This window comes from Vibrio sp. Vb0888 (genome assembly GCF_033338835.1).
In the GTDB taxonomy this organism is placed as follows: domain Bacteria; phylum Pseudomonadota; class Gammaproteobacteria; order Enterobacterales; family Vibrionaceae; genus Vibrio; species Vibrio alginolyticus.
This window is the reverse complement of the sequence record NZ_JAWOTL010000020.1, coordinates 20,275-39,085: the sequence shown is the minus strand read 5'-3', so window position 1 is coordinate 39,085 and position 18,811 is coordinate 20,275. Positions and strand designations below refer to the sequence as shown.

17 protein-coding genes are annotated in these 18,811 nt (G+C 44.4%); all 17 read left to right on the top strand.

The annotated features are described in order from the left end of the window. The first annotated feature begins 6 nt into the window (after positions 1-6). The 17 genes from R7P72_RS20315 to R7P72_RS20235 all read left to right on the top strand — a co-directional run bounded on the left by R7P72_RS20315 (position 7) and on the right by R7P72_RS20235 (position 18,679). Positions 7-1,452: a hypothetical protein gene (locus tag R7P72_RS20315; protein ID WP_005381199.1), complete on the top strand. Its 1,446-nt coding sequence runs from the start codon at positions 7-9 to the stop codon at positions 1,450-1,452. Continuing rightward, entirely contained in the window at positions 1,449-2,099 is a 651-nt protein-coding gene (gene gspM / locus R7P72_RS20310) for a type II secretion system protein GspM (protein ID WP_005381197.1), read from the top strand. Before R7P72_RS20315 ends, gspM begins: the two co-directional genes overlap by 4 nt. Continuing rightward, positions 2,092-2,424 carry a hypothetical protein gene (locus tag R7P72_RS20305; protein ID WP_005381196.1) on the top strand — a complete coding sequence of 111 codons (333 nt, stop codon included), beginning with the start codon at positions 2,092-2,094 and terminating at the stop codon, positions 2,422-2,424. Before gspM ends, R7P72_RS20305 begins: the two co-directional genes overlap by 8 nt. Before the next feature lie 20 nt (positions 2,425-2,444). Next, positions 2,445-4,085 carry a pilus (MSHA type) biogenesis protein MshL gene (mshL, locus tag R7P72_RS20300; protein WP_005388471.1) on the top strand — a complete coding sequence of 547 codons (1,641 nt, stop codon included), beginning with the start codon at positions 2,445-2,447 and terminating at the stop codon, positions 4,083-4,085. A 44-nt stretch (positions 4,086-4,129) separates the two neighbouring features. Further along, positions 4,130-4,975 carry an ExeA family protein gene (locus R7P72_RS20295; protein WP_053303467.1) on the top strand — a complete coding sequence of 282 codons (846 nt, stop codon included), beginning with the start codon at positions 4,130-4,132 and terminating at the stop codon, positions 4,973-4,975. Further along, positions 4,972-6,066 (top strand): tetratricopeptide repeat protein, encoded by a 1,095-nt coding sequence (locus R7P72_RS20290; protein WP_238855077.1) that lies wholly within the window; start codon positions 4,972-4,974, stop codon positions 6,064-6,066. Before R7P72_RS20295 ends, R7P72_RS20290 begins: the two co-directional genes overlap by 4 nt. Next, the gene (locus R7P72_RS20285; protein ID WP_005381188.1) at positions 6,063-7,787 is read left to right on the top strand and encodes a GspE/PulE family protein; all 1,725 of its coding nucleotides are present in this window, start codon (positions 6,063-6,065) and stop codon (positions 7,785-7,787) included. The genes R7P72_RS20290 and R7P72_RS20285 overlap by 4 nt, the downstream gene beginning before the upstream one ends. A gap of 8 nt (positions 7,788-7,795) precedes the next feature. Continuing rightward, complete coding sequence (locus tag R7P72_RS20280; protein ID WP_005381186.1) at positions 7,796-9,019, top strand: type II secretion system F family protein; 1,224 nt, start codon at positions 7,796-7,798, stop codon at positions 9,017-9,019. Between the two features lie 3 nt (positions 9,020-9,022). Next, positions 9,023-9,484 (top strand): MSHA biogenesis protein MshF, encoded by a 462-nt coding sequence (locus R7P72_RS20275; protein WP_238855076.1) that lies wholly within the window; start codon positions 9,023-9,025, stop codon positions 9,482-9,484. Positions 9,485-9,775: 291 nt separating this feature from the next. Then, positions 9,776-10,276 (top strand): type II secretion system protein, encoded by a 501-nt coding sequence (locus R7P72_RS20270; RefSeq protein ID WP_053350602.1) that lies wholly within the window; start codon positions 9,776-9,778, stop codon positions 10,274-10,276. A 72-nt stretch (positions 10,277-10,348) separates the two neighbouring features. Beyond that, positions 10,349-10,582, top strand: a complete 234-nt coding sequence (locus tag R7P72_RS20265; protein WP_047103652.1) for a type II secretion system protein — start codon at positions 10,349-10,351, stop codon at positions 10,580-10,582. Between the two features lie 115 nt (positions 10,583-10,697). Continuing rightward, on the top strand, positions 10,698-11,177 hold the full coding sequence (locus tag R7P72_RS20260) for a type II secretion system protein (RefSeq protein WP_048626843.1): 480 nt from the start codon (positions 10,698-10,700) through the stop codon (positions 11,175-11,177). Beyond that, positions 11,174-11,755, top strand: coding sequence for a type II secretion system protein (locus R7P72_RS20255; protein WP_158159795.1), 582 nt, complete (start codon positions 11,174-11,176; stop codon positions 11,753-11,755). Before R7P72_RS20260 ends, R7P72_RS20255 begins: the two co-directional genes overlap by 4 nt. Continuing rightward, positions 11,755-12,468 (top strand): PilW family protein, encoded by a 714-nt coding sequence (locus tag R7P72_RS20250; RefSeq protein WP_258494770.1) that lies wholly within the window; start codon positions 11,755-11,757, stop codon positions 12,466-12,468. Before R7P72_RS20255 ends, R7P72_RS20250 begins: the two co-directional genes overlap by 1 nt. Then, positions 12,458-12,898 carry an MSHA biogenesis protein MshP gene (locus tag R7P72_RS20245; RefSeq protein WP_258494768.1) on the top strand — a complete coding sequence of 147 codons (441 nt, stop codon included), beginning with the start codon at positions 12,458-12,460 and terminating at the stop codon, positions 12,896-12,898. Before R7P72_RS20250 ends, R7P72_RS20245 begins: the two co-directional genes overlap by 11 nt. Continuing rightward, entirely contained in the window at positions 12,895-17,484 is a 4,590-nt protein-coding gene (locus tag R7P72_RS20240) for a DUF6701 domain-containing protein (protein WP_318110756.1), read from the top strand. The genes R7P72_RS20245 and R7P72_RS20240 overlap by 4 nt, the downstream gene beginning before the upstream one ends. A 151-nt stretch (positions 17,485-17,635) precedes the next feature. After that, positions 17,636-18,679: a rod shape-determining protein gene (locus R7P72_RS20235; RefSeq protein ID WP_005381144.1), complete on the top strand. Its 1,044-nt coding sequence runs from the start codon at positions 17,636-17,638 to the stop codon at positions 18,677-18,679. The last annotated feature ends 132 nt before the right edge of the window (positions 18,680-18,811 follow it).

The window sequence follows — 18,811 nt, the reverse complement described above, 5'->3', positions numbered from 1 at the left end:
ATAATCATGGATTTCAAAGCACTATTCGACAAGCTTAAGCGATCATCTAGTGGTGGTCGCTCCTGCTTTTTGGTTATTCAGCCAGACGCCGTTTATTTATCATCTTCAATCAAAAGTAGTCGTCCATACCAATTTGATATTTCTGAGTCCAATTGGGAAAAAGCCGTTGAGCAAGCATTGAGCGTTGCAGCGAGTGCGTATGATTCATTAACGGTTATTCTTTCTCATAACTATTACCAGATGTACCAAATCGACAAACCGGTCATGCCGCGTCAAGAATGGCCAGCTGCATTACCGTTTTTGTTGAAAGAACTGATCTCTGAGCGTGCCATCGACATTATTGCCGATGCGGTCGAGTTACCGAATTCAACCAAAGTGCAAGCATACGTCTTATCGCGAAAAATATTGGATAAGATTGTGTTACTGGCCAGCCGAGCCCAGTTACCATTAGAAGCCATTCTTCCTGAAGACGATATTTGGGGAGAGACTGCGGGTGAACTAGGAAACTTCCTATTATTACAACGCAGTGTGCGTGGTCATTTCCGTATAAGCGCTTTTGTTGAAAATACTATTGCGTTCCACCGCTCTATTCGCAGTGTGACGCCACCGTTAACGGGGGTTCCGTCTAGCGATTTACAGATGGACAGTCTGTCGTTAGAACTGCAACGTTCGATTGATTATCTTTCATCTCAGTTACGCCACGTGCAATTACATCAATTGAAAGTGTGCTGCGATGAAGAGGATGAGAGCGAGCTTGTTCAGGCTCTGAACTACCGTTTAAGTACTAAGGTTTCACCGTTATTACCACCAGAACATGAGCTATCAGGACATGTTTTGGCTGACACTGCGGCTACTTCAAATACTCGACGCGTCAACTTATATCCCGATTACTTAAAGCCGAAAAAAGAGCTCCTGACGCTAAAAAATATCGCGTTATCTTGGGGCGTTGCGGCGGCTGCAATTCTATTTTCTTACGGTTATGTGACTTGGCAGAGCAGCGGTTTGGAAGATGAGATTGCTATTGTAAAAAGTAAAGGCGATATCATGAAGTCAGAGCTTGAACGTTATCAAGTCAAGCTACGTAAGCATCAACCTGACAATAATAAGCTGGCAGCTAAAGCCCGCTTAGAGCGTGAAGTCAAGGCGAAGCGAGACTCGCTTAAAGCTGTCGGGAAATACGATGACTCGCAACGCACGGGTTACTCTGGCGTGATGCAATCATTAGCGAAGCTAGGAAACCAAGAAATTTCTTTGTCCGAAATTCGAATCAATACCTATACCTTAGACCTGAAGGGACTAGCGAAAAAACCGAGCTCAGTGCCAAATTGGGTCAGCCAATTTAAAAATGAAATTAGCTTGGTTGGCCGAACGTTTGACGACGTCAAAATAGGTCGAAATGATAAGGATATTGTGACGTTTGAACTAAAAACGCGCGAGGATAAAGAGAAATGAACGAATTCTGGCTCTCATTAGAAGGGCGCTTTGGCGAAATGAGTACGCGTGAAAAAGTGCTCACCGCATTGTGCGGTTTAGTTGTCGTGATCATGTTGCTCTTTACGCTGGTATTGGAGCCAAAGCTTAACGAGATCATCAGTAATGAGAGGCAACTAAGTAATTTAAAGCAAGCCAATCAAAAGATTGAAATCGATACGCTACGTATTCAGGCGCAACTTAAGAAAGATCCAAATGCTGAGATTGATCGCGCGATATCTAATCTGTTAGCTGAGAGTCAGCATCTTTCGATGCAATTAGCGGAGATCATCGAGCATCTTATTACACCTTCGCAAATGGCTGAGCTGCTTGAAAATGTGTTGGAGCAGCAAAGTGGCATTCACCTTTTGTCTCTGCAAACCTTGCCATCTGAGCCAATAACGGAAGATAAAGAAGCATCGCAATACTCTGGTTACTACGTGCATCCTGTTCGTATGGAACTGACTGGTGACTATTTTTCTATTGCTAATTATCTGAATAAATTGGAGAGCCTTCCTGCGAGTTATTACTGGCGCAGCTTTAGTTATAAAGTCGAAGAGTACCCGAAAGCGAAGCTTGTGTTAGAAGTCTACACACTAGGATCTAGAGAGGAGTTTATTGGTGGTTAACAAACTCATCATCTCATTGCTTGTTATGGCAGCGGCAGGAACCGCTTGGGCAAACCAGGACCCAACGGCCCCACTTGGTTGGGAAAAGCCAGCGGTTGAAACGTCAGCGAAACCAAAAGTTAAACGGTATCGACTGCCTAAGCTCAACAGTATTGTGTGTAAGCCAAGTACTGATTGTATCGCGATTATGGATAACAAACTTGTCGAAAAAGGCGAGCTATTTAAGGGTTATCGCGTCGCGAGCATTAATAGTGAATTTGTAACTTTAAAGCGTGGTAACCGTCAGTGGGACCTAGAGCTTTTTGATTTAAACGTAAAACAATAATAACCAGAGCCCGATCAGATATGCGCAAATTAGTTGTAGGAATAACGATTGCTTCTTTAATGGGATGTTCAATGGGTCATCGGAATCCAGTGGAAGTTAAAGAAGCGCTCAATGAATCGATCAATCAAGCGAACAGCCGCACATTGGAAGAAATCCCTTCTTCTGTTGAGGCAGACTTGATGCCAAATTTAGACTCGAACGTTGCATCAGAGCAAGGCACCTCGAAGCGTTTTCGTATTCAAGCGAATGCGGTCGATGCAAGAAGCTTTTTCGCTTCGTTGGTGAAAGGCACAGAGTACAGTGTGGCGATTCACCCATCGGTACAAGGTAATATCACTGTCAACTTGTCAGATGTGACATTGGATGAAGTTCTGAATGTCGTACAGAATATGTATGGCTATGACGTGGTGAAGTCTGGCAAAGTTATTCAAATCTACCCAGCAGGTATGCGTACGGTGACCATTCCAGTCGATTACCTGCAGTTCAAGCGTTCTGGTCGCTCATTAACCAGCATTGTTACGGGCTCTGTAACCTCGGCTGGTACGTCTAATTCTGGTGGTAGCTCAGACAGTTCTGACTCGTCAGACTCTAACAATGGAAACAACAACGATAGCTCGACCACATCTACGGGTGGTACACGCATTGAAACCATCACTGAAAGTGATTTCTGGCCGATGCTGCAGCAAGCTGTTGCGAATCTAATTGGTTCAGGCAAAGGGCAAAGTGTGGTTGTAACGCCACAAGCGGGAGTTATTACGGTTCGAGCATTTCCAGATGATATTCGCGAAGTACGCGAGTTCTTAGGTGTATCGCAGGAGCGCATGCAGCGCCAGGTCATTCTTGAAGCTAAAATCCTAGAAGTGACGTTGAATGATGGCTACCAACAAGGCATCAACTGGTCAAACTTATCGGCGTCAATTGGTAACTCGGGTAGTATCGTAGTCAACCGCCCTGCGTCGACATTACCACCATTGGATGCGATTGGCACGCTATTGGGCGGTCAAACCAACGTGACTATTTCGGATGGTAACTTCAATGCCGTGTTGAGCTTTATGTCTACGCAAGGTGACTTGAACGTCCTTTCGAGCCCTCGTATTACCGCTGCCAACAACCAAAAATCTGTCATCAAGGTCGGTACCGATGAGTACTTTGTTACCGAGCTATCGAGTAATGCAGGCAACGGTGAAAACTCAAATGCAGTTCCTGAAGTGGAACTGACGCCATTCTTCTCGGGTATTTCCCTCGATGTGACTCCGCAAATTGATAACAAAGGCAATGTGTTCCTGCATGTTCACCCCGCAGTTATTGAAGTCACGGAAGAAGTGAAGCAATTGAACTTGGGCGGAGATTTCCAAAACATCCAACTGCCATTAGCGAAAAGCTCTATTCGTGAATCAGACTCGGTTATTCGTGCTAAAGATGGCGATGTTGTGGTTATCGGCGGGTTGATGAAACAGCAAAATCGTGAGCTTGTTTCTAAAGTCCCATTTTTGGGCGATGTACCAGCACTGGGGCATTTGTTCCGCAACGTGAATAACGTAACTGAGAAAACAGAATTGGTCATCTTGCTAAAACCGACCGTAGTTGGCGTGAACTCTTGGCAGAAAGAGCTAGAGCGCTCTCGTGATCTGCTGCAAGAGTGGTTCCCAGATGCGCAATAAGTGCTGGGAAAGGTTCTGTTTTTCAATAGGTTTGTGATTCGAGTATGTACTTGTCACACTTTGGATTCCGAGTTCAGCCTTTTTCGTTAACCCCAAATACAGAAATGTTCTTGGGGTTAGTCCCTCACTATGAGGCGATCCAAACCATCCTAGCTGCCGTGCAAATGGGAGAAGGGGTGATTAAGGTGACGGGAGAAGTCGGCACTGGAAAAACCATGGTATGCCGTAAGCTGATCGAGCAGATTGAATCTGAAGTTGAGCTTATTTACTTACCCAATCCAGTGTTGAATGGGGAACAGTTGCAGTTTGCTGTCGCCAGAGAGTTGGGTATCGAGAACGATGATCCGCTGCGTATCGTTTCCCTCATTCAAGAGCACTTGATTCAAGTACATTACTTGGGAAAGAAAACCGTCTTGATCGTTGATGAAGCGCAAGCTCTTTCCCCACAAGCTTTAGAAACATTACGTCTATTTGGCAACTTAGAAACGGAACAAGATAAGCTCATTCAATTGGTGTTATTCGGACAACCTGAGTTGGATGAAAGATTGGCTAACCATGAGCTAAGGCAATTTCGTCAACGCATTACGTTTAGTTGCCAGTTACGTCCTCTCTCTATCGATGAAGGCGTGGCTTACATCAATAATCGTTTAGATAAAGCAGGCAATGGGGCGCACATTTTTTCTATTGAACAGAAAAAAGCGATTTGGCGTTCATCCATGGGGATTCCGCGCTTGATAAACCAAATTAGCCACAAGTCGTTGCTTGCTGCATTTAATGAGCGTTGCACACTATTGAAAAATCATCACGTTTACGCCGCTATGCACGATACGTTTGATGCCCGTAAACCTAAGTTTAAAACACCCGTATTTTGGGGATGGAGTCAACCTTGAGTGCCATCAATAAAGCATTATCAGAACTTGCTGAAAAAACATCGCCGTCAGAGCTTACTCGTGCGGAGATTCCAAGTGTCTCACGCAGTAAACCTTGGCTTTGGCTTGTCGCCGGTTTTTCGTTAAGCCTTGCGGTTGGTAGCTGGGCGGTCTCTCGCGGTCCTGTCCCTTCAGGCGAGCTATCACAGTTTCAAACCGACGCTATGCCACTGTCGTCTGTGAATGTCTCACCAATTGTTTCATCGGAGCGCACTCACTCGCCAACGAGTAAAATGACGCCCGATACAACTCAAGTGGTTTACACTAAACCAGCCACACAGCCGGTAGCGCAACAGCCTCACATGCAAGAGACTGATAGGTTCACGCCAAGATCTGAGATAAATATCGCCTCTGATGATGCAGTTTTACTCGCGCAGTTAGCAACGATGCCGAGCGAGGAGCAATACGATCACGTAACCCACACAACATCAGAAAACAGTTCAATGCGCATTGAGCAGGTTGAGCTTACTCACCGCCAATTATCTCTTAAAGCGGTTAGCCGAGCGGAAAAAGCACTGGATGCTAACGATATGCAAACGGCGTTATCGGCTTATGCCGAGGCGTTGCGTTATGAGCCAATGAATGCAGACACGCGTCAAAAGTTATCAGCGTTGTACTTTGGTAAAGGTGACACGCGTAAAGCATATGAGATTATTCAAGAAGGTATCAACCTAGATACGAACAACCAAGTACTCCGCTTGGCCTTGTCTAAGTTGTTAGTGAAAGCTAATCAACCTGAAGCGGCGCTGAGCCCGCTTGTTCATTTGCCTCCAGTACTAAGTCGAGATTACTTGGCGATGCGTGCGGCATTGGCACAAAAACACAAGCAAAATGACATTGCGCTTGAGAGCTATCAACTCCTCACTCAGCGTGAGCCGGAAAACGCGCGCTGGTGGTTAGGTTTGGCTATTCAACAAGAGCGCGCCCTGGCTTTTACTGCCGCGATTAACTCTTACAACCAAGCTCTGGGTAAAGTTGGCATTTCGAATCAATCGCAAGCATTTATCCGTGACCGTTTGAACATCTTGAAAGAGTTGGAGAGCGCACAATGAAAATTCAGTTGAGAAAACGCTTGGGCGATCTTCTGGTTGAGGAAGGTATCGTCTCTGAAGAACAAATCCAGCAAGCACTAAACGCACAACGCAGTACCGGGCAGAAGTTAGGGGATGCGTTAATTGACCTTGGCTTTATTACTGAAAAGCAAATGTTGGACTTCTTGTCTCAGCAGCTTGGTTTGCCACTGATCGATCTTGGTCGTGCGCCTGTGGATGCCGAAGCCGTGCAGATTCTACCTGAGGTACACGCACGTCGCTTACGTGCGATGGTCGTTGCTCGAAATGGGGACACACTGCGCGTTGCTATGAGTGACCCTGCGGACTTGTTCATCCAAGAATCATTGATGAACTTGTTGGGCCAATACAACCTTGAGTTCATTGTGGCTTCGGAGCGTCAGCTCATTTCAAGCTTTGACCGCTATTACCGCCGTACTAAAGAAATTGCCTCCTTTGCTGAGCAGCTGCATGAAGAGCATAAAGATGTACAAAGCTTTGATTACGGTATTGATGAGGCCGACAGTGAAGAGGTTACCGTTGTAAAGCTGGTTAATTCCATGTTTGAAGATGCGGTACAGGTTGGAGCTTCGGATATTCATATTGAGCCAGACGATCAAGTATTGCGTTTGCGCCAGCGTATTGATGGCGTATTGCATGAAACGCTCTTAAATGAAGTGAATATTGCATCGGCTTTGGTTCTTCGACTGAAGTTGATGGCACACCTAGATATTTCTGAAAAGCGCTTGCCACAAGATGGCCGATTCAATATCAAAGTTCGTGGCCAATCAATTGATATTCGTATGTCGACGTTACCAACGCAGTACGGAGAATCTGTGGTAATGCGTCTGCTTAACCAGTCCGCTGGTTTGCGTCCGTTAGAAGAGTCGGGCTTGCCGCCAGACTTGCTTGCTCGCTTGCGTCGACAGTTGGCGCGTCCGCACGGCATGATTTTGGTTACCGGGCCGACAGGTTCCGGTAAAACCACCACGCTTTACGGCGCATTGAGTGAGCTCAACGAACCTGGGAAAAAGATCATTACAGCAGAGGACCCGGTTGAATATCGTCTGCCTCGCATCACTCAGGTACAGGTTAACAGCAAGATCGATCTAACTTTCTCGCGTGTTCTTAGAACCTTTTTACGTCAAGACCCAGACATCATTCTTGTTGGTGAGATGCGTGACCAAGAGACGGTAGAAATTGGTCTGCGAGCTGCACTAACGGGTCACTTAGTATTGAGTACTCTCCACACCAACGATGCTGTCGACAGTGCGTTACGTATGATCGACATGGGTGCGCCGGGTTACTTGGTTGCTAGTGCAGTCAGAGCTGTGGTGGCGCAGCGTCTTGTGCGCCGAGTTTGCCCCGATTGTAAAACAGAAGACCACTTAGATGAGTCTCGCCAGCAGTGGTTAGCTGGGCGTTTCCCAAATCAAGTTAGCACCATTTTTTATAAAGGCGCAGGTTGCCAAAACTGTAATTTGACTGGTTATCGAGGCCGAATCGGTGTGTTTGAAATGCTCGAACTTGAGCAAGAGATGATGGATAAATTGCGCGCCAATGATGCGGTTGGCTTTGCGCAAGCCGCGCGCCGCTCAGAAAACTATAAGCCACTGCTTGCTTCTGCAATGGAACTGGCGCTACAAGGCACCGTCAGTTTGGACGAAGTGATGACCCTAGGTGAGGGCGATGCTTCTGGTAAGACTGATCCCATTTTCATATAGGTAAGTGAATGCCAACTTTTCGTTATCAAGGCCGCACGCTAGACGGCTCATCCACTAACGGCAAAATCGAAGCAGTGAACTCAGAAGCTGCGGCGGAAGCATTGATGAACAAAGGGGTCATCCCGCTCAATGTACGGTTAGAGAAAGAGTCGGCAAAAAGCCAAGTGAGCTTGTCTAAGCTGTTTGTGCCTGCTATTCCGTTGGAAGTAATTATTCTTTTCTCTCGCCAGTTGTTTAGTTTGACTAAAGCTGGCGTACCTTTGCTGCGCTCTATGCGTGGCTTGTTGCAAAATTGCGAAAACAAACAGCTCAAAGAGGCGCTAGAAGATGTCGTTTCTGAACTGAGTAATGGCCGAGGTTTGTCTTCTGCGATGCAGCAACACAGCAAAGTATTCAGCCCACTGTTCGTTTCTATGATCAACGTCGGTGAGAATACGGGTCGGCTTGACCAAGCGCTATTGCAACTGGCGAATTACTACGAACAGGAACTTGAGACTCGCAAACGCATCAAAGCGGCGATGCGTTATCCGACGTTTGTCATTATCTTTATCACCATCGCCATGTTTGTATTGAATATCTTGGTGATCCCTGAGTTTGCATCGATGTTCACGCGCTTTGGGGTTGAGCTACCATTGCCGACGCGTATTTTGATCGCGACTTCTAATTTCTTTGTAAATTATTGGGTGTTGCTGGTTGTGGCAATGATTGGCGCGTTTACTGTATTCAGAGCGTGGGTGGCGACGGCTGATGGTCGGGAGAAGTTCGATAAGTTTCGGCTTCGGCTGCCAATTGTAGGCGATATCGTTAATCGTGCGCAGCTTTCTCGTTTTGCCAGAACCTTCTCGTTGATGCTGAAATCAGGGGTGCCACTTAACCAGTCTTTGGCTTTGGCCGGGGAAGCCTTAGGGAACCGTTTTTTAGAAAACCGAATTCTTGAGATGAAGTCCGCAATTGAAGCGGGTAGCACCATTTCAGTGACGGCCATCAACAGTAAAATATTTACCCCATTGGTGATTCAGATGATTGCAGTAGGTGAAGAAACTGGTCGTATTGATGAGTTGCTGCTGGAGGTGTCGGACTTTTACGATCGAGAAGTCGATTACGATCTAAAAACGCTGACCGCAAGAATAGAACCATTACTTTTGGTGATTGTCGCAGGCATGGTCATGGTGCTGGCATTGGGTATCTTCTTACCAATGTGGGGAATGCTCGACATCATCAAAGGCGGCTAATAGGTGGTTGAAAATCAAAGCCGAGCAACGCTTATTGTGTTTGGGGTTATTGCTACGATTATGGCGGTGGGTTTGGCGGTCAAATTACGTCCTGTGACCGAGCAAGCACAAGTAACTGGGGCTAAGTTGGCGAGAGTTTGGATGCAAGATAGTGTTCAGCGTTATCGTCAAGCTTGGCTAGTACAAGGCGAGCCAGAGCATATGCTGATGGATGGTTTTAACCTTACTATGACTGAGGACGGGTTAGTGTCTCCCTTTACTCAGCAAGGTGTATTAGATTGTGGTTATTGGCTAGCGGTGCATTACCCCCAACGTAAAATAATGACCAACAAGTTAATAGATATCAGTGGAGCCATCAAAACTGATCGTTATGTCTGTCAATACACTTATGAAAATGGTCAGTCGATTGTAGTTATCTTAACTGCTAATCAACTGAAAATAGACGTCGAAATGTCGGCAGAGTGAATTTTTTGACACCTAATCACTATAATTGGTAATGAAAGTCGGTATAATGCAATCATTACCATAAGTAACAGGCTGTAATAGTGGGTAAACAATAATGTGTTTTTCTCATTGCAGCATGAACTGAATAATGGCGAATCGTCATTCTGCTCAAGCGGTAGATACAGTATCCACTTCACGGTCAGTTTTAGTGAACGTTGCTGCCCCAAACCGTTTTGACAATATCCAAAATGGTCGCGTGACCTAAACAAAACTTTGCAGTTGTACTGCATGCTTACATAGAGAGAGTAAACAATGAAAAGACAAGGTGGTTTCACCCTTATCGAATTGGTAGTGGTAATTGTAATCCTAGGTATTCTAGCGGTAACTGCAGCACCACGTTTCCTTAACCTGCAAGATGATGCTCGCAAAGCTTCATTACAAGGTTTGAAAGGTGCCATTGATGGTGCTGCGGGTATCACATATGGCAAAGCTGCGGTTGAGGGTGTTGAAGGGTTAGAAAAAGGTAATGCCAAAGCAAGCGTTGAAGGTATTGCACTAGCATATGGCTACCCAACAGAGGGAGGTTTAGATGTTGCTGTAACAGGTTTAGCTGATGATTGGAAAGAGTTTTCGCTTACTAATGCTAGTACAGCATTTACATTTGAAGGTAGAGATACTGAAGGCTGGAAGTTAGATGTAACAGAGTTAGATAATGAAGAAAAAACAACTGGTTGTTATGTGGCTTATATAGAGGCAACGGGTAGTACAGCAGATAAAGCCGCCAAAACTGTAATTGTTAGCGATAAGTGCTAAATTTTTCTGTAAGGGTCAGTCGTTTTGGCTGGCCTTTATCTCTTTATTTTGATTAATCTCGGAATAGTTCATATGCGTAAATCATCAGGTCTTAGTGCAATAGAGTTTGTGGTTGTGCTAATTATCTTGGGTGTGATCGGTTATGTGGTATTACCAAGATTTATCAGCTTTGAACCAGAAACTTACGAAGCAAAGTGGGAGCAAACTAAGCAAACCGCCGAGCAGGTTTCTGAAACATTGAGCAATAAAGAAACTTACGATCGAATTGAAGAAGAGATTGGTCGTTCAAAAGGGCAAAATAACTAGACATTGGTTATTTGTTCGTCTGTTCACACTTCGAATCGAAAAATTATAAACCTATCATTAATCTCATAATTTCATCGTATACTTATCTCGCTTGTTCTAAGCCTAAGGTTGGGTTATGAAAATTCGCAGCTCTGCATTAGGGTTCACGTTAATGGAGTTAATCCTCGTGATTGTTCTCCTCTCTATCCTTTCACTTTTTGCAGCCAGCCGTTTTATGGGCTCTGGCAGTTTTTCTGCATATGCATTACAAGAACGCGTGATTTCTGTGATTCGCCAAGTGCAGGTGAATCGTATGCAGTCGAATGTTGAGAAACCTGATGATAACTTTCGTTTGCAAGTTTCTAGCTCATGTGTTGGTTCAGTTGCTGCCTGCGCACTAATAGGTAGTGCACAAGATGCCCGTAGTGACGTGGTTATCGATAAGTCCGCAAAGTTTTCCGTTATCAGCGGTGCCGCAAATACAATTAATTTTAACCTTCTCGGCAATCCTGTAAGTGGTGCTGTAAACATCTTAATTGAAGATAAACATGGTCGAAGCCGCTGCCAAGTTGAAATTAATACTCAAGGCTATGTTTCTAAAGGAACATGCTCATGAAGAAATCTAGTGGCATGACTTTGATAGAAATGATCATCGCGATTGTTTTAATGGGCATTGCGATGGTGGCGTTTACTTCTTTTCTTGTCCCTCAAATTCGAGATTCCGCCATTCCTCATTATCAAACTCGTGCCGCTGCATTAGGCCAAGGTTTTATGTCTCAGATATTGGCGCGAGGCTTTGATGAGAACAGCGATTTTGATGGTGGTACTGTTCGATGTGGTGAGAATGGAGTGAGCTGCACTGACGTAAATAAATTAGGTGTGGATAAAAAACTAGACGGTTCCTTGGAAACAACGCCTAGTGATTTCAACGATGTAGATGACTATATCGGGTGTTGGAGCACATCTACAACAGCTTCTCAGTGTGATGGTGCCTCTAGAGGGAATATCAGTGATGTACTTGGTGCGGACAGTACTGAGCAGTACAAAAACTTTAGATTAGAAGTTAGCGTTGCATATGATGATCTGACGGATAAAGCTCCCGATGAAATAACCGAATACAAAAAAGTAACATTAAGGATTTTTGCGGGGAACACGCAGCCCCTTACTTTAACCGCTATTAAAGGGAACTACTGATGAAAGCTCGTGGTTTCACCTTAATGGAAATGATAGTTACGATTGTGATCGGCAGCTTCATCATGTTGGGTATAGCTGGGTATGTCCAGTTAGGAATGAAAGGTTACGCTGATACTATCGATCGCCAACGAATACAAACACAGGCTCAGTTTGTTTTAGAAAAGATGACGCGTGAAATCCGCCATGCTGTACCTAATAGTTTTCATGTGCCAAAAGGAACAACTAATTGTCTAGAGTTTATGCCGATTGAATATTCTGGTTTTTACACTTTTAAGAATAATGACTTAGAGTTTTTGCTAGGTAATGACTCAACGCTTAATCCTATTCCTGCGAATCGCAGGATTGTGATAAACCCGAGCCGATATGAAGATTTACAATCAACTTCTTCGCGAAATATAGCCATTGGTGGTTTAGCTAAAACAGGTAAGGTTTTTGTTGTTAGTGGGGGGGCAAGTACGATTACGGGATCCTCTGTTTCTAGCCGTCTTTATATTTATCAAGAGAAGTCGGAGGTTCGCTACTGTTTTGATACCAAGCAAGTTACGCGAAATGGTATTACGGTTGCGGATAGTGTCGATACGTCCGTAAGTAGTATGCGTTATCTAGAGCCTACTCTGCAACGAGGTGGTTTAGTTCATATAAATCTAGAGTTTGAGCAGGATGGTGAACGTAGTGTGTATCAACAAGATGTGCAGGTGCTCAATGTCCCGTAAAAGAAACTCCAGCGGAAATGTACTAATCATCGTGTTATTCGTCATTATTGTAATGGGATATTTGGCTTCCTCTTTAATGAAAGTTACATGGTCGAATCAAAGCGGATTAACAAGAGAGTTTTTGGGAACAAAAGCTTGGTTTGTTGCTCAGTCCGCCAATGAGTGGGCACTGACCAAGATGTATCCGTTAGATACAAGTACAACAGATATCGAGACCGTATGCAGTGGGGAGGTTAGCGGTGCCGTTCCGCCGGTAGCTGTGGGAAGTGGGTGCAAGGTTAATGCGATGGCATGTACAAATATAGGTACTTTCAATGAGGGTACCCCTGACGCTAAATCTCTTTTTAAGGTGCAGGCCACGGCAATGTGTGGTTCTGGGGTTATACAGGTACAGCGTCAGCAAGAGGTTTGGGTAAAGGAGTACAAATGAATACAAGAATACTAATTATAATTTCTGGATTGCTGTTTTTTTCTGGAAATGCTTTTGCTACTGTTTTCGATCTCACGCCTTGGTATAGCTGGAAAGGAAAGATATATGCTAAAAATAGCCCTTGTCCAGGGAAGGGCAGTTACAACTACAGTTTAACCATTTACACTTGCTCAAAGGGATTATCGCTTGATCCCGGCGATAAAATCTTAACCAATAACCAAACCAGTTGGCTGCGTATAAAAAAATACGTGAGTTTTGGCGGTTATAATACCATCGGTAGCCCGAGCAACTCTTTATCGTTGGATCTCAACGGAAATTCATTTGCTGCCTCTAACCTGACTCTTAATGGCCATATTGATAATGGTAACTATATAGAGCTATCTAACTCGACTGTGCTAGGGACGGTAAGAAGTACCAAAGATGGTGTCAAGCTGACCAATGTCGATGTCGGCCAAAATGTTATCGCTAAAAACTATGTAGATGTTTCAAACGGTGCTATCCATGGATACCTTGACAGCAGTCATAGTGGTATTCGTATTAATAATGCATTTGTTGGCTCATATCTCATCGCGAAGCAAGAAATTGAAGCTTTCAATAGCTCGGTTAACGGCAGTATCACAAGCTCTAATGGTGGGGTAGATATTGATGCGTCTGGCAGTGCCAGCGCAAAGTCTGTGAGTGGTCATATTACGGCTAAGGGGGCCGTCACGGTTAATCATTATCAGGTAAGCCAGCAAATCTCATCGGATGGTTATATTGAACTGACTAACACTAAAGTTGCCAGCTATGTAAGTACAAATAGTAATAGCAGTCCCGCTGTAGTCATCCAGCAAGGTTCAGATGTTTCAGGCAGTATTATAAGCAAAGGGTATATCAAAGTAAGCCATTCTTCCGTGAGCGGCAATGTAGATAATACTCAAGGCAGCAATCAGGGCATTTTAGTTGAAAGTAGTCAGATAGATGGTGATGTTTTAGCTAAAGGCTATGTGGATGTTCAAAACTCCCTTGTTGATGGTGAAGTCGTCAGTTCTAACGATGGCGGTCAGATCAATAGCTCAAGAGTGAAAAGTGATGTTGAGGTTAAGGGGTATCTAGAGGTAGTTAGTAATTCTTATGTGTGTGGTACAGCATCAAGTGAAAATAATGGGGCAAATATCAGTAACGCCTATATCGGTGATGATGTAAACACTAAAAAGTACCTGAACGTGACGAACTCAACAGTGTTTGGCACGGCAGGTGTTCTTAATGCAGGAATGGCTTTGTCTGCAGCAAAAATCCTAGCGGACAGTAAGGCTTTAGAGTTTCCAAGCAATAGGTACATTGAGTTCTCTAATAATACTACCCTTTGCGGTACTGCGAATTCATCGTATTCCTATGATGGAAACCTCGTTGCGTATTGTGGGTTAAGCGATCCAAAATGTAGTGCACAGCAATCGAAGGGTAAATGTCCTGTTGATTTAGTGAGTAGTTCAGAATATAGAGATTTTTATGATTACTGTGGCATTACGCCGCCAGAGCCTGAACCAACTTTACCTGATCCAAAAAAATGTATTGATGTTGAGGCCTTTGCTCAAGAATCTGACCTTGAGCAAAAGTGGGCAACTATGGGTTACTTTAGCGGTGATTATAATGGACAGGGTGGTGCAGAGCCTAAACCATTTATTCACAAGAATCGTTTGAGAATAACCAACAATGTGCAGGGCCAAGCCGCAGTTGGCGCATACAACTATATATTTCCATCAAGCAACAACATTATTGAAGTTGAATTTGACCATTTTGCGTACGATGGTAACCGTAACAACACTGGTGCAGATGGGGTAGCGATTGTGTTTTCGGATGCAAGTGTTCCACCATCTACTGGTGCATTTGGTGGGCCGTTAGGTTATGGCGTGAAACCTGACGGCGGAGGCATCGAAGGGTTTGCTGGAGGTTGGATCGCTTTTGGTATTGATGAGTATGGTAACTTCTCTAATGAAGGCAGTTATTATCAAGATAAAAATCCGCTTGATAGTAGCCCTGGACAGAATGATCATTCAATAACAATACGAGGATCGGGTGAGAAAAAAGGTCCTGGTGAATATATTGACACGAACAACCATCGTATAGGTACGTTCCCTGAAGGATGGTTCGGTGGGTATCGCTTTATTAAAAAGAACAGTAACGTTGGCAAGCTTGATGATGAGTCAAAGGACGAGATTCACCGTTATCGGATGACTATTGATTCACGGGCTATCGATGGTCGAGACGCCGGGGTTTATGTCTCTATCAAAAGAGCCAGCTACCAAGGTAACCTCAAAGTTGATGTTGATGATAGAGGGAAACTAAAAAGCTATAACCTAGATTGGGAGGACATTATTGATTCTTTCAATATCATGCAAGGTTTTGCTCAATCGACTGCTCCAAGTGAATTTCGAGTGTCTGTAGCGGGTTCTACTGGCTTGGTAAAAAATGTGCATGAAATTGATAACTTCCAAATATGTGCCGACGAATTCCAGCCACTTACAGAAGGTATCCATCATTTTGAGTTTGATTACTCCGGCTCTGGCAGTACATGTCAGCCGTCTGATGTCACTCTGAGGGCATGTATGGATAAAGACTGTAATACGCTTTATCCTGGCTCAATAACCGATGCCGAAGATTTGCACGTAACTCTTTCCCCCAGTGCGGGGCATCATGTTGCTAATTGGGAACAAAGTTCACCAATTAGCTTTAAGGGGTCTACTAATCTTCAGATTCGAGGCTCTAGAGCGGGTGAAGTTACTATGGGTATTGCACACAGCTCGGTTCCACAGTTCGGTTTTGAGGATACACGTTGTCGAATTAATGGTGGTGAGCTTTCGGCCAAATACTGTAAGATTAAATTCCGTCGCAATACGTTATCTATCGTTGCTGAAGATGTCATCGCTAACAAGGAGTCTTCAGATAGCAACTTTTTTGAATTTTGCTCATCTAGTTCAACAACCGATACTACACGTAATATTAATATGAGCATGAAGCATACCGTAGCTCCGATAGTGCAGCCAGATGTTACGTTAAACTATATGAAGAGAGAGGGGGATACTGCGCCGGTTTGGAGCTCGGACAAAACTATTTCAGAGAAAGGGAGTACTTACCTTAAGGATGTATACTTTAATGATAATGGGCAAGCTAAGTTTAAGTTTACTTATCCTGAAGTAGGTCAAGTTTCGTTTATTGCTTCTGTTGAGGGGATTCAAGATTCCGAGGGTGTTGGCAAATTTGTGAGTTATCCACATCGCCTCCAAGTAACTGCAGGTGGGCGGTGTAGCAGTATTAACTCTGGGTGTGATAGTCGGTTTGTTTCAGCTGGTGAGGAATTTACTATGAGCATCACTGCTTTGCAGTATAGTGAAGATGGTAAAGGTCATATACCAGCTAAAAACTACGAAGAAGAACAAATGGTTGTGTCAAATGAAGTTGTGTATCCCGCTATAAGTGCTGGCGGAAAAAAAGCAGAGCTTCTCACAGACACATATAAACATATTGCTTCTGATGATGCTAAAACGTTATTTCCTCAAACTGTGTCAGAGGTAGGTGCGTTTGAATTTTCAATAAGTGCGCCCAAAGGCGATGTTGAAAATACGTCTCTCTACCTTGGTAAGAGTTCATTCTTGATTCAGCCCGCGACCATTACACTTGGTCGTTTCTATCCTAAGTTCTACACGTTGCGCGGGCAAAATTGGGACTATGCTGGAAGTCAAAGCTTTAACTATATGAATCAAAACTTCGATTCTATGTGGTATGAAGTAGAGGTATTGACTGGTGGGGATGTTCCAAAATCAGTAGAAAATTATAAATACTTCAACAAAGAACATGTAGCATCTTTTGAGTTGAGTGATTCATTGAATCGGTTTAATGCTCAGGGGAATTTAACACCTTCTTGGGTAGACGCATTGGGAAGTATTCAACGCTTCACACTGACTCCCCCATTAAGTGGAGAGTGCAATTCGGCAGAAGGATTGTGTTGGATGAAAAAGACTCCTGCCGCAGGTTACGAAGATGGACCTTTTAATCTTAATGGCAACACCATAAAAGCGACAGATATAAAGGTTGGCGTGGCAACAGAGCCAGATCCTATATCGGTGTATGGTAATCCAGTTCTTTCTACTCAACCTGATATCCGCTTTGGTCGTGTAGGCCTAGATGATGTTGGTGGAAATCAGGGTGCGACCTTACATATTCCTCTAAGAATCGAATACTGGAATGGTAGCCGCTTTATCGCCAACCCTAATGATAATCAAACCGATGTGAAAGGTGTCACTGCCGCTGAAAGGCATATTTGGCCAACAGGTACTGATGCTGATCCTAAAGCGGTTACACTAGGAGCTGGTGGTGAAGTGTCTTCTGGTTCTTCTCGATCTGTTACTGCAACTCAAGCTGAACCATACCGTCAGCAAACGCGCGTTTGGTTAGATCTTGATGATTCAAAAAATGGCTTACCATGGCTCAAATATGATTGGGACAATGATGGCTCCGAAGAAAACCCATCATCCGTCGTCACCTTTGGTATTCATCGTGGTAACGATCGCGTGATTTACCGTGGTGAGCCAGGGTTAACCGGACAGTAACAACTTAGGTTTTTGCCCTTAAGTTAGGAAACTGCAAGAAATTGAGGCTTTCTGCTCATGTTTGTGTACCAATACCTTGCTGTGACAGCGAGGCATTGGTACATTTAGAGCAATTTTTGTCTTCTATATTTTTGCAGGATGAGCGAAGAGTATGTTTAAGAAACTTCGTGGCATGTTTTCTAACGATCTATCTATCGATTTAGGTACAGCCAACACTCTAATTTACGTAAAAGGGCAAGGAATTGTCCTTGATGAACCTTCTGTAGTTGCTATTCGTCAAGATCGTGTAGGTTCTGCAAAAAGCGTTGCTGCAGTCGGTCACGCAGCAAAACAGATGCTTGGTCGTACACCTGGCAACATTTCCGCTATTCGCCCAATGAAAGACGGCGTAATCGCTGATTTCTACGTAACCGAAAAAATGCTTCAGCACTTTATCAAGCAAGTGCACGATAACAGCATCCTAAAGCCAAGCCCACGTGTTCTTGTTTGTGTTCCTTGTGGTTCTACCCAAGTTGAGCGTCGCGCAATTCGTGAATCAGCACTTGGTGCTGGTGCCCGTGAAGTTTACCTAATCGACGAGCCAATGGCGGCGGCAATTGGTGCTGGTTTACGCGTATCTGAGCCGACAGGTTCAATGGTGGTCGATATCGGTGGTGGTACAACTGAAGTTGCCGTTATCTCTCTAAACGGTGTGGTTTACTCATCGTCTGTACGTATCGGTGGTGACCGCTTTGATGAAGCTGTGATCAACTACGTACGTCGTAACTACGGCAGCTTGATTGGTGAAGCAACGGCTGAAAAGATCAAACACGAAATCGGTTCTGCTTACCCAGGTGATGAAGTTCAAGAGATTGAAGTTCGCGGTCGTAACCTTGCAGAGGGTGTGCCACGCAGCTTTAGCTTGAACTCAAACGAGATCCTAGAAGCGCTTCAAGAGCCGCTATCTGGCATCGTATCAGCAGTCATGGTTGCACTAGAACAGTGTCCACCAGAGCTTGCTTCAGACATTTCTGAAAACGGTATGGTACTAACCGGTGGTGGTGCACTACTTAAAGACCTAGACCGTTTACTAATGGAAGAAACTGGTATTCCTGTGGTTATCGCGGAAGATCCACTAACGTGTGTTGCGCGTGGTGGCGGTAAAGCACTAGAAATGATCGACATGCACGGTGGCGATCTGTTCTCTGAAGAATAAAGGTTTAGGTGAAGCTCATGTCGGGCTTCACCTTCATTTCTGCTCTCTCTGTAATTCAAACATGCTCCATACCTAAAAGTATTTAGTTAAGTATTTTTAGGTTGCCAAGTAAGGCTCAATAATCATGGAAGC

Excerpts from the sequence above, each read along its gene's own strand:
- R7P72_RS20270 (WP_053350602.1), top strand. The coding sequence starts at position 9,776 with ATGAAAAGACAAGGTGGTTTCACCCTTATCGAATTGGTAGTGGTAATT.
- R7P72_RS20235 (WP_005381144.1), top strand. The coding sequence starts at position 17,636 with ATGTTTAAGAAACTTCGTGGCATGTTTTCTAACGATCTATCTATCGAT.
- mshL (WP_005388471.1), top strand. The coding sequence starts at position 2,445 with ATGCGCAAATTAGTTGTAGGAATAACGATTGCTTCTTTAATGGGATGT.
- R7P72_RS20280 (WP_005381186.1), top strand. The coding sequence starts at position 7,796 with ATGCCAACTTTTCGTTATCAAGGCCGCACGCTAGACGGCTCATCCACT.
- R7P72_RS20250 (WP_258494770.1), top strand. The coding sequence starts at position 11,755 with ATGAAAGCTCGTGGTTTCACCTTAATGGAAATGATAGTTACGATTGTG.
- R7P72_RS20285 (WP_005381188.1), top strand. The coding sequence starts at position 6,063 with ATGAAAATTCAGTTGAGAAAACGCTTGGGCGATCTTCTGGTTGAGGAA.
- R7P72_RS20260 (WP_048626843.1), top strand. The coding sequence starts at position 10,698 with ATGAAAATTCGCAGCTCTGCATTAGGGTTCACGTTAATGGAGTTAATC.
- R7P72_RS20245 (WP_258494768.1), top strand. The coding sequence starts at position 12,458 with ATGTCCCGTAAAAGAAACTCCAGCGGAAATGTACTAATCATCGTGTTA.
- gspM (WP_005381197.1), top strand. The coding sequence starts at position 1,449 with ATGAACGAATTCTGGCTCTCATTAGAAGGGCGCTTTGGCGAAATGAGT.
- R7P72_RS20255 (WP_158159795.1), top strand. The coding sequence starts at position 11,174 with ATGAAGAAATCTAGTGGCATGACTTTGATAGAAATGATCATCGCGATT.
- R7P72_RS20265 (WP_047103652.1), top strand. The coding sequence starts at position 10,349 with ATGCGTAAATCATCAGGTCTTAGTGCAATAGAGTTTGTGGTTGTGCTA.
- R7P72_RS20315 (WP_005381199.1), top strand. The coding sequence starts at position 7 with ATGGATTTCAAAGCACTATTCGACAAGCTTAAGCGATCATCTAGTGGT.
- R7P72_RS20240 (WP_318110756.1), top strand. The coding sequence starts at position 12,895 with ATGAATACAAGAATACTAATTATAATTTCTGGATTGCTGTTTTTTTCT.
- R7P72_RS20295 (WP_053303467.1), top strand. The coding sequence starts at position 4,130 with ATGTACTTGTCACACTTTGGATTCCGAGTTCAGCCTTTTTCGTTAACC.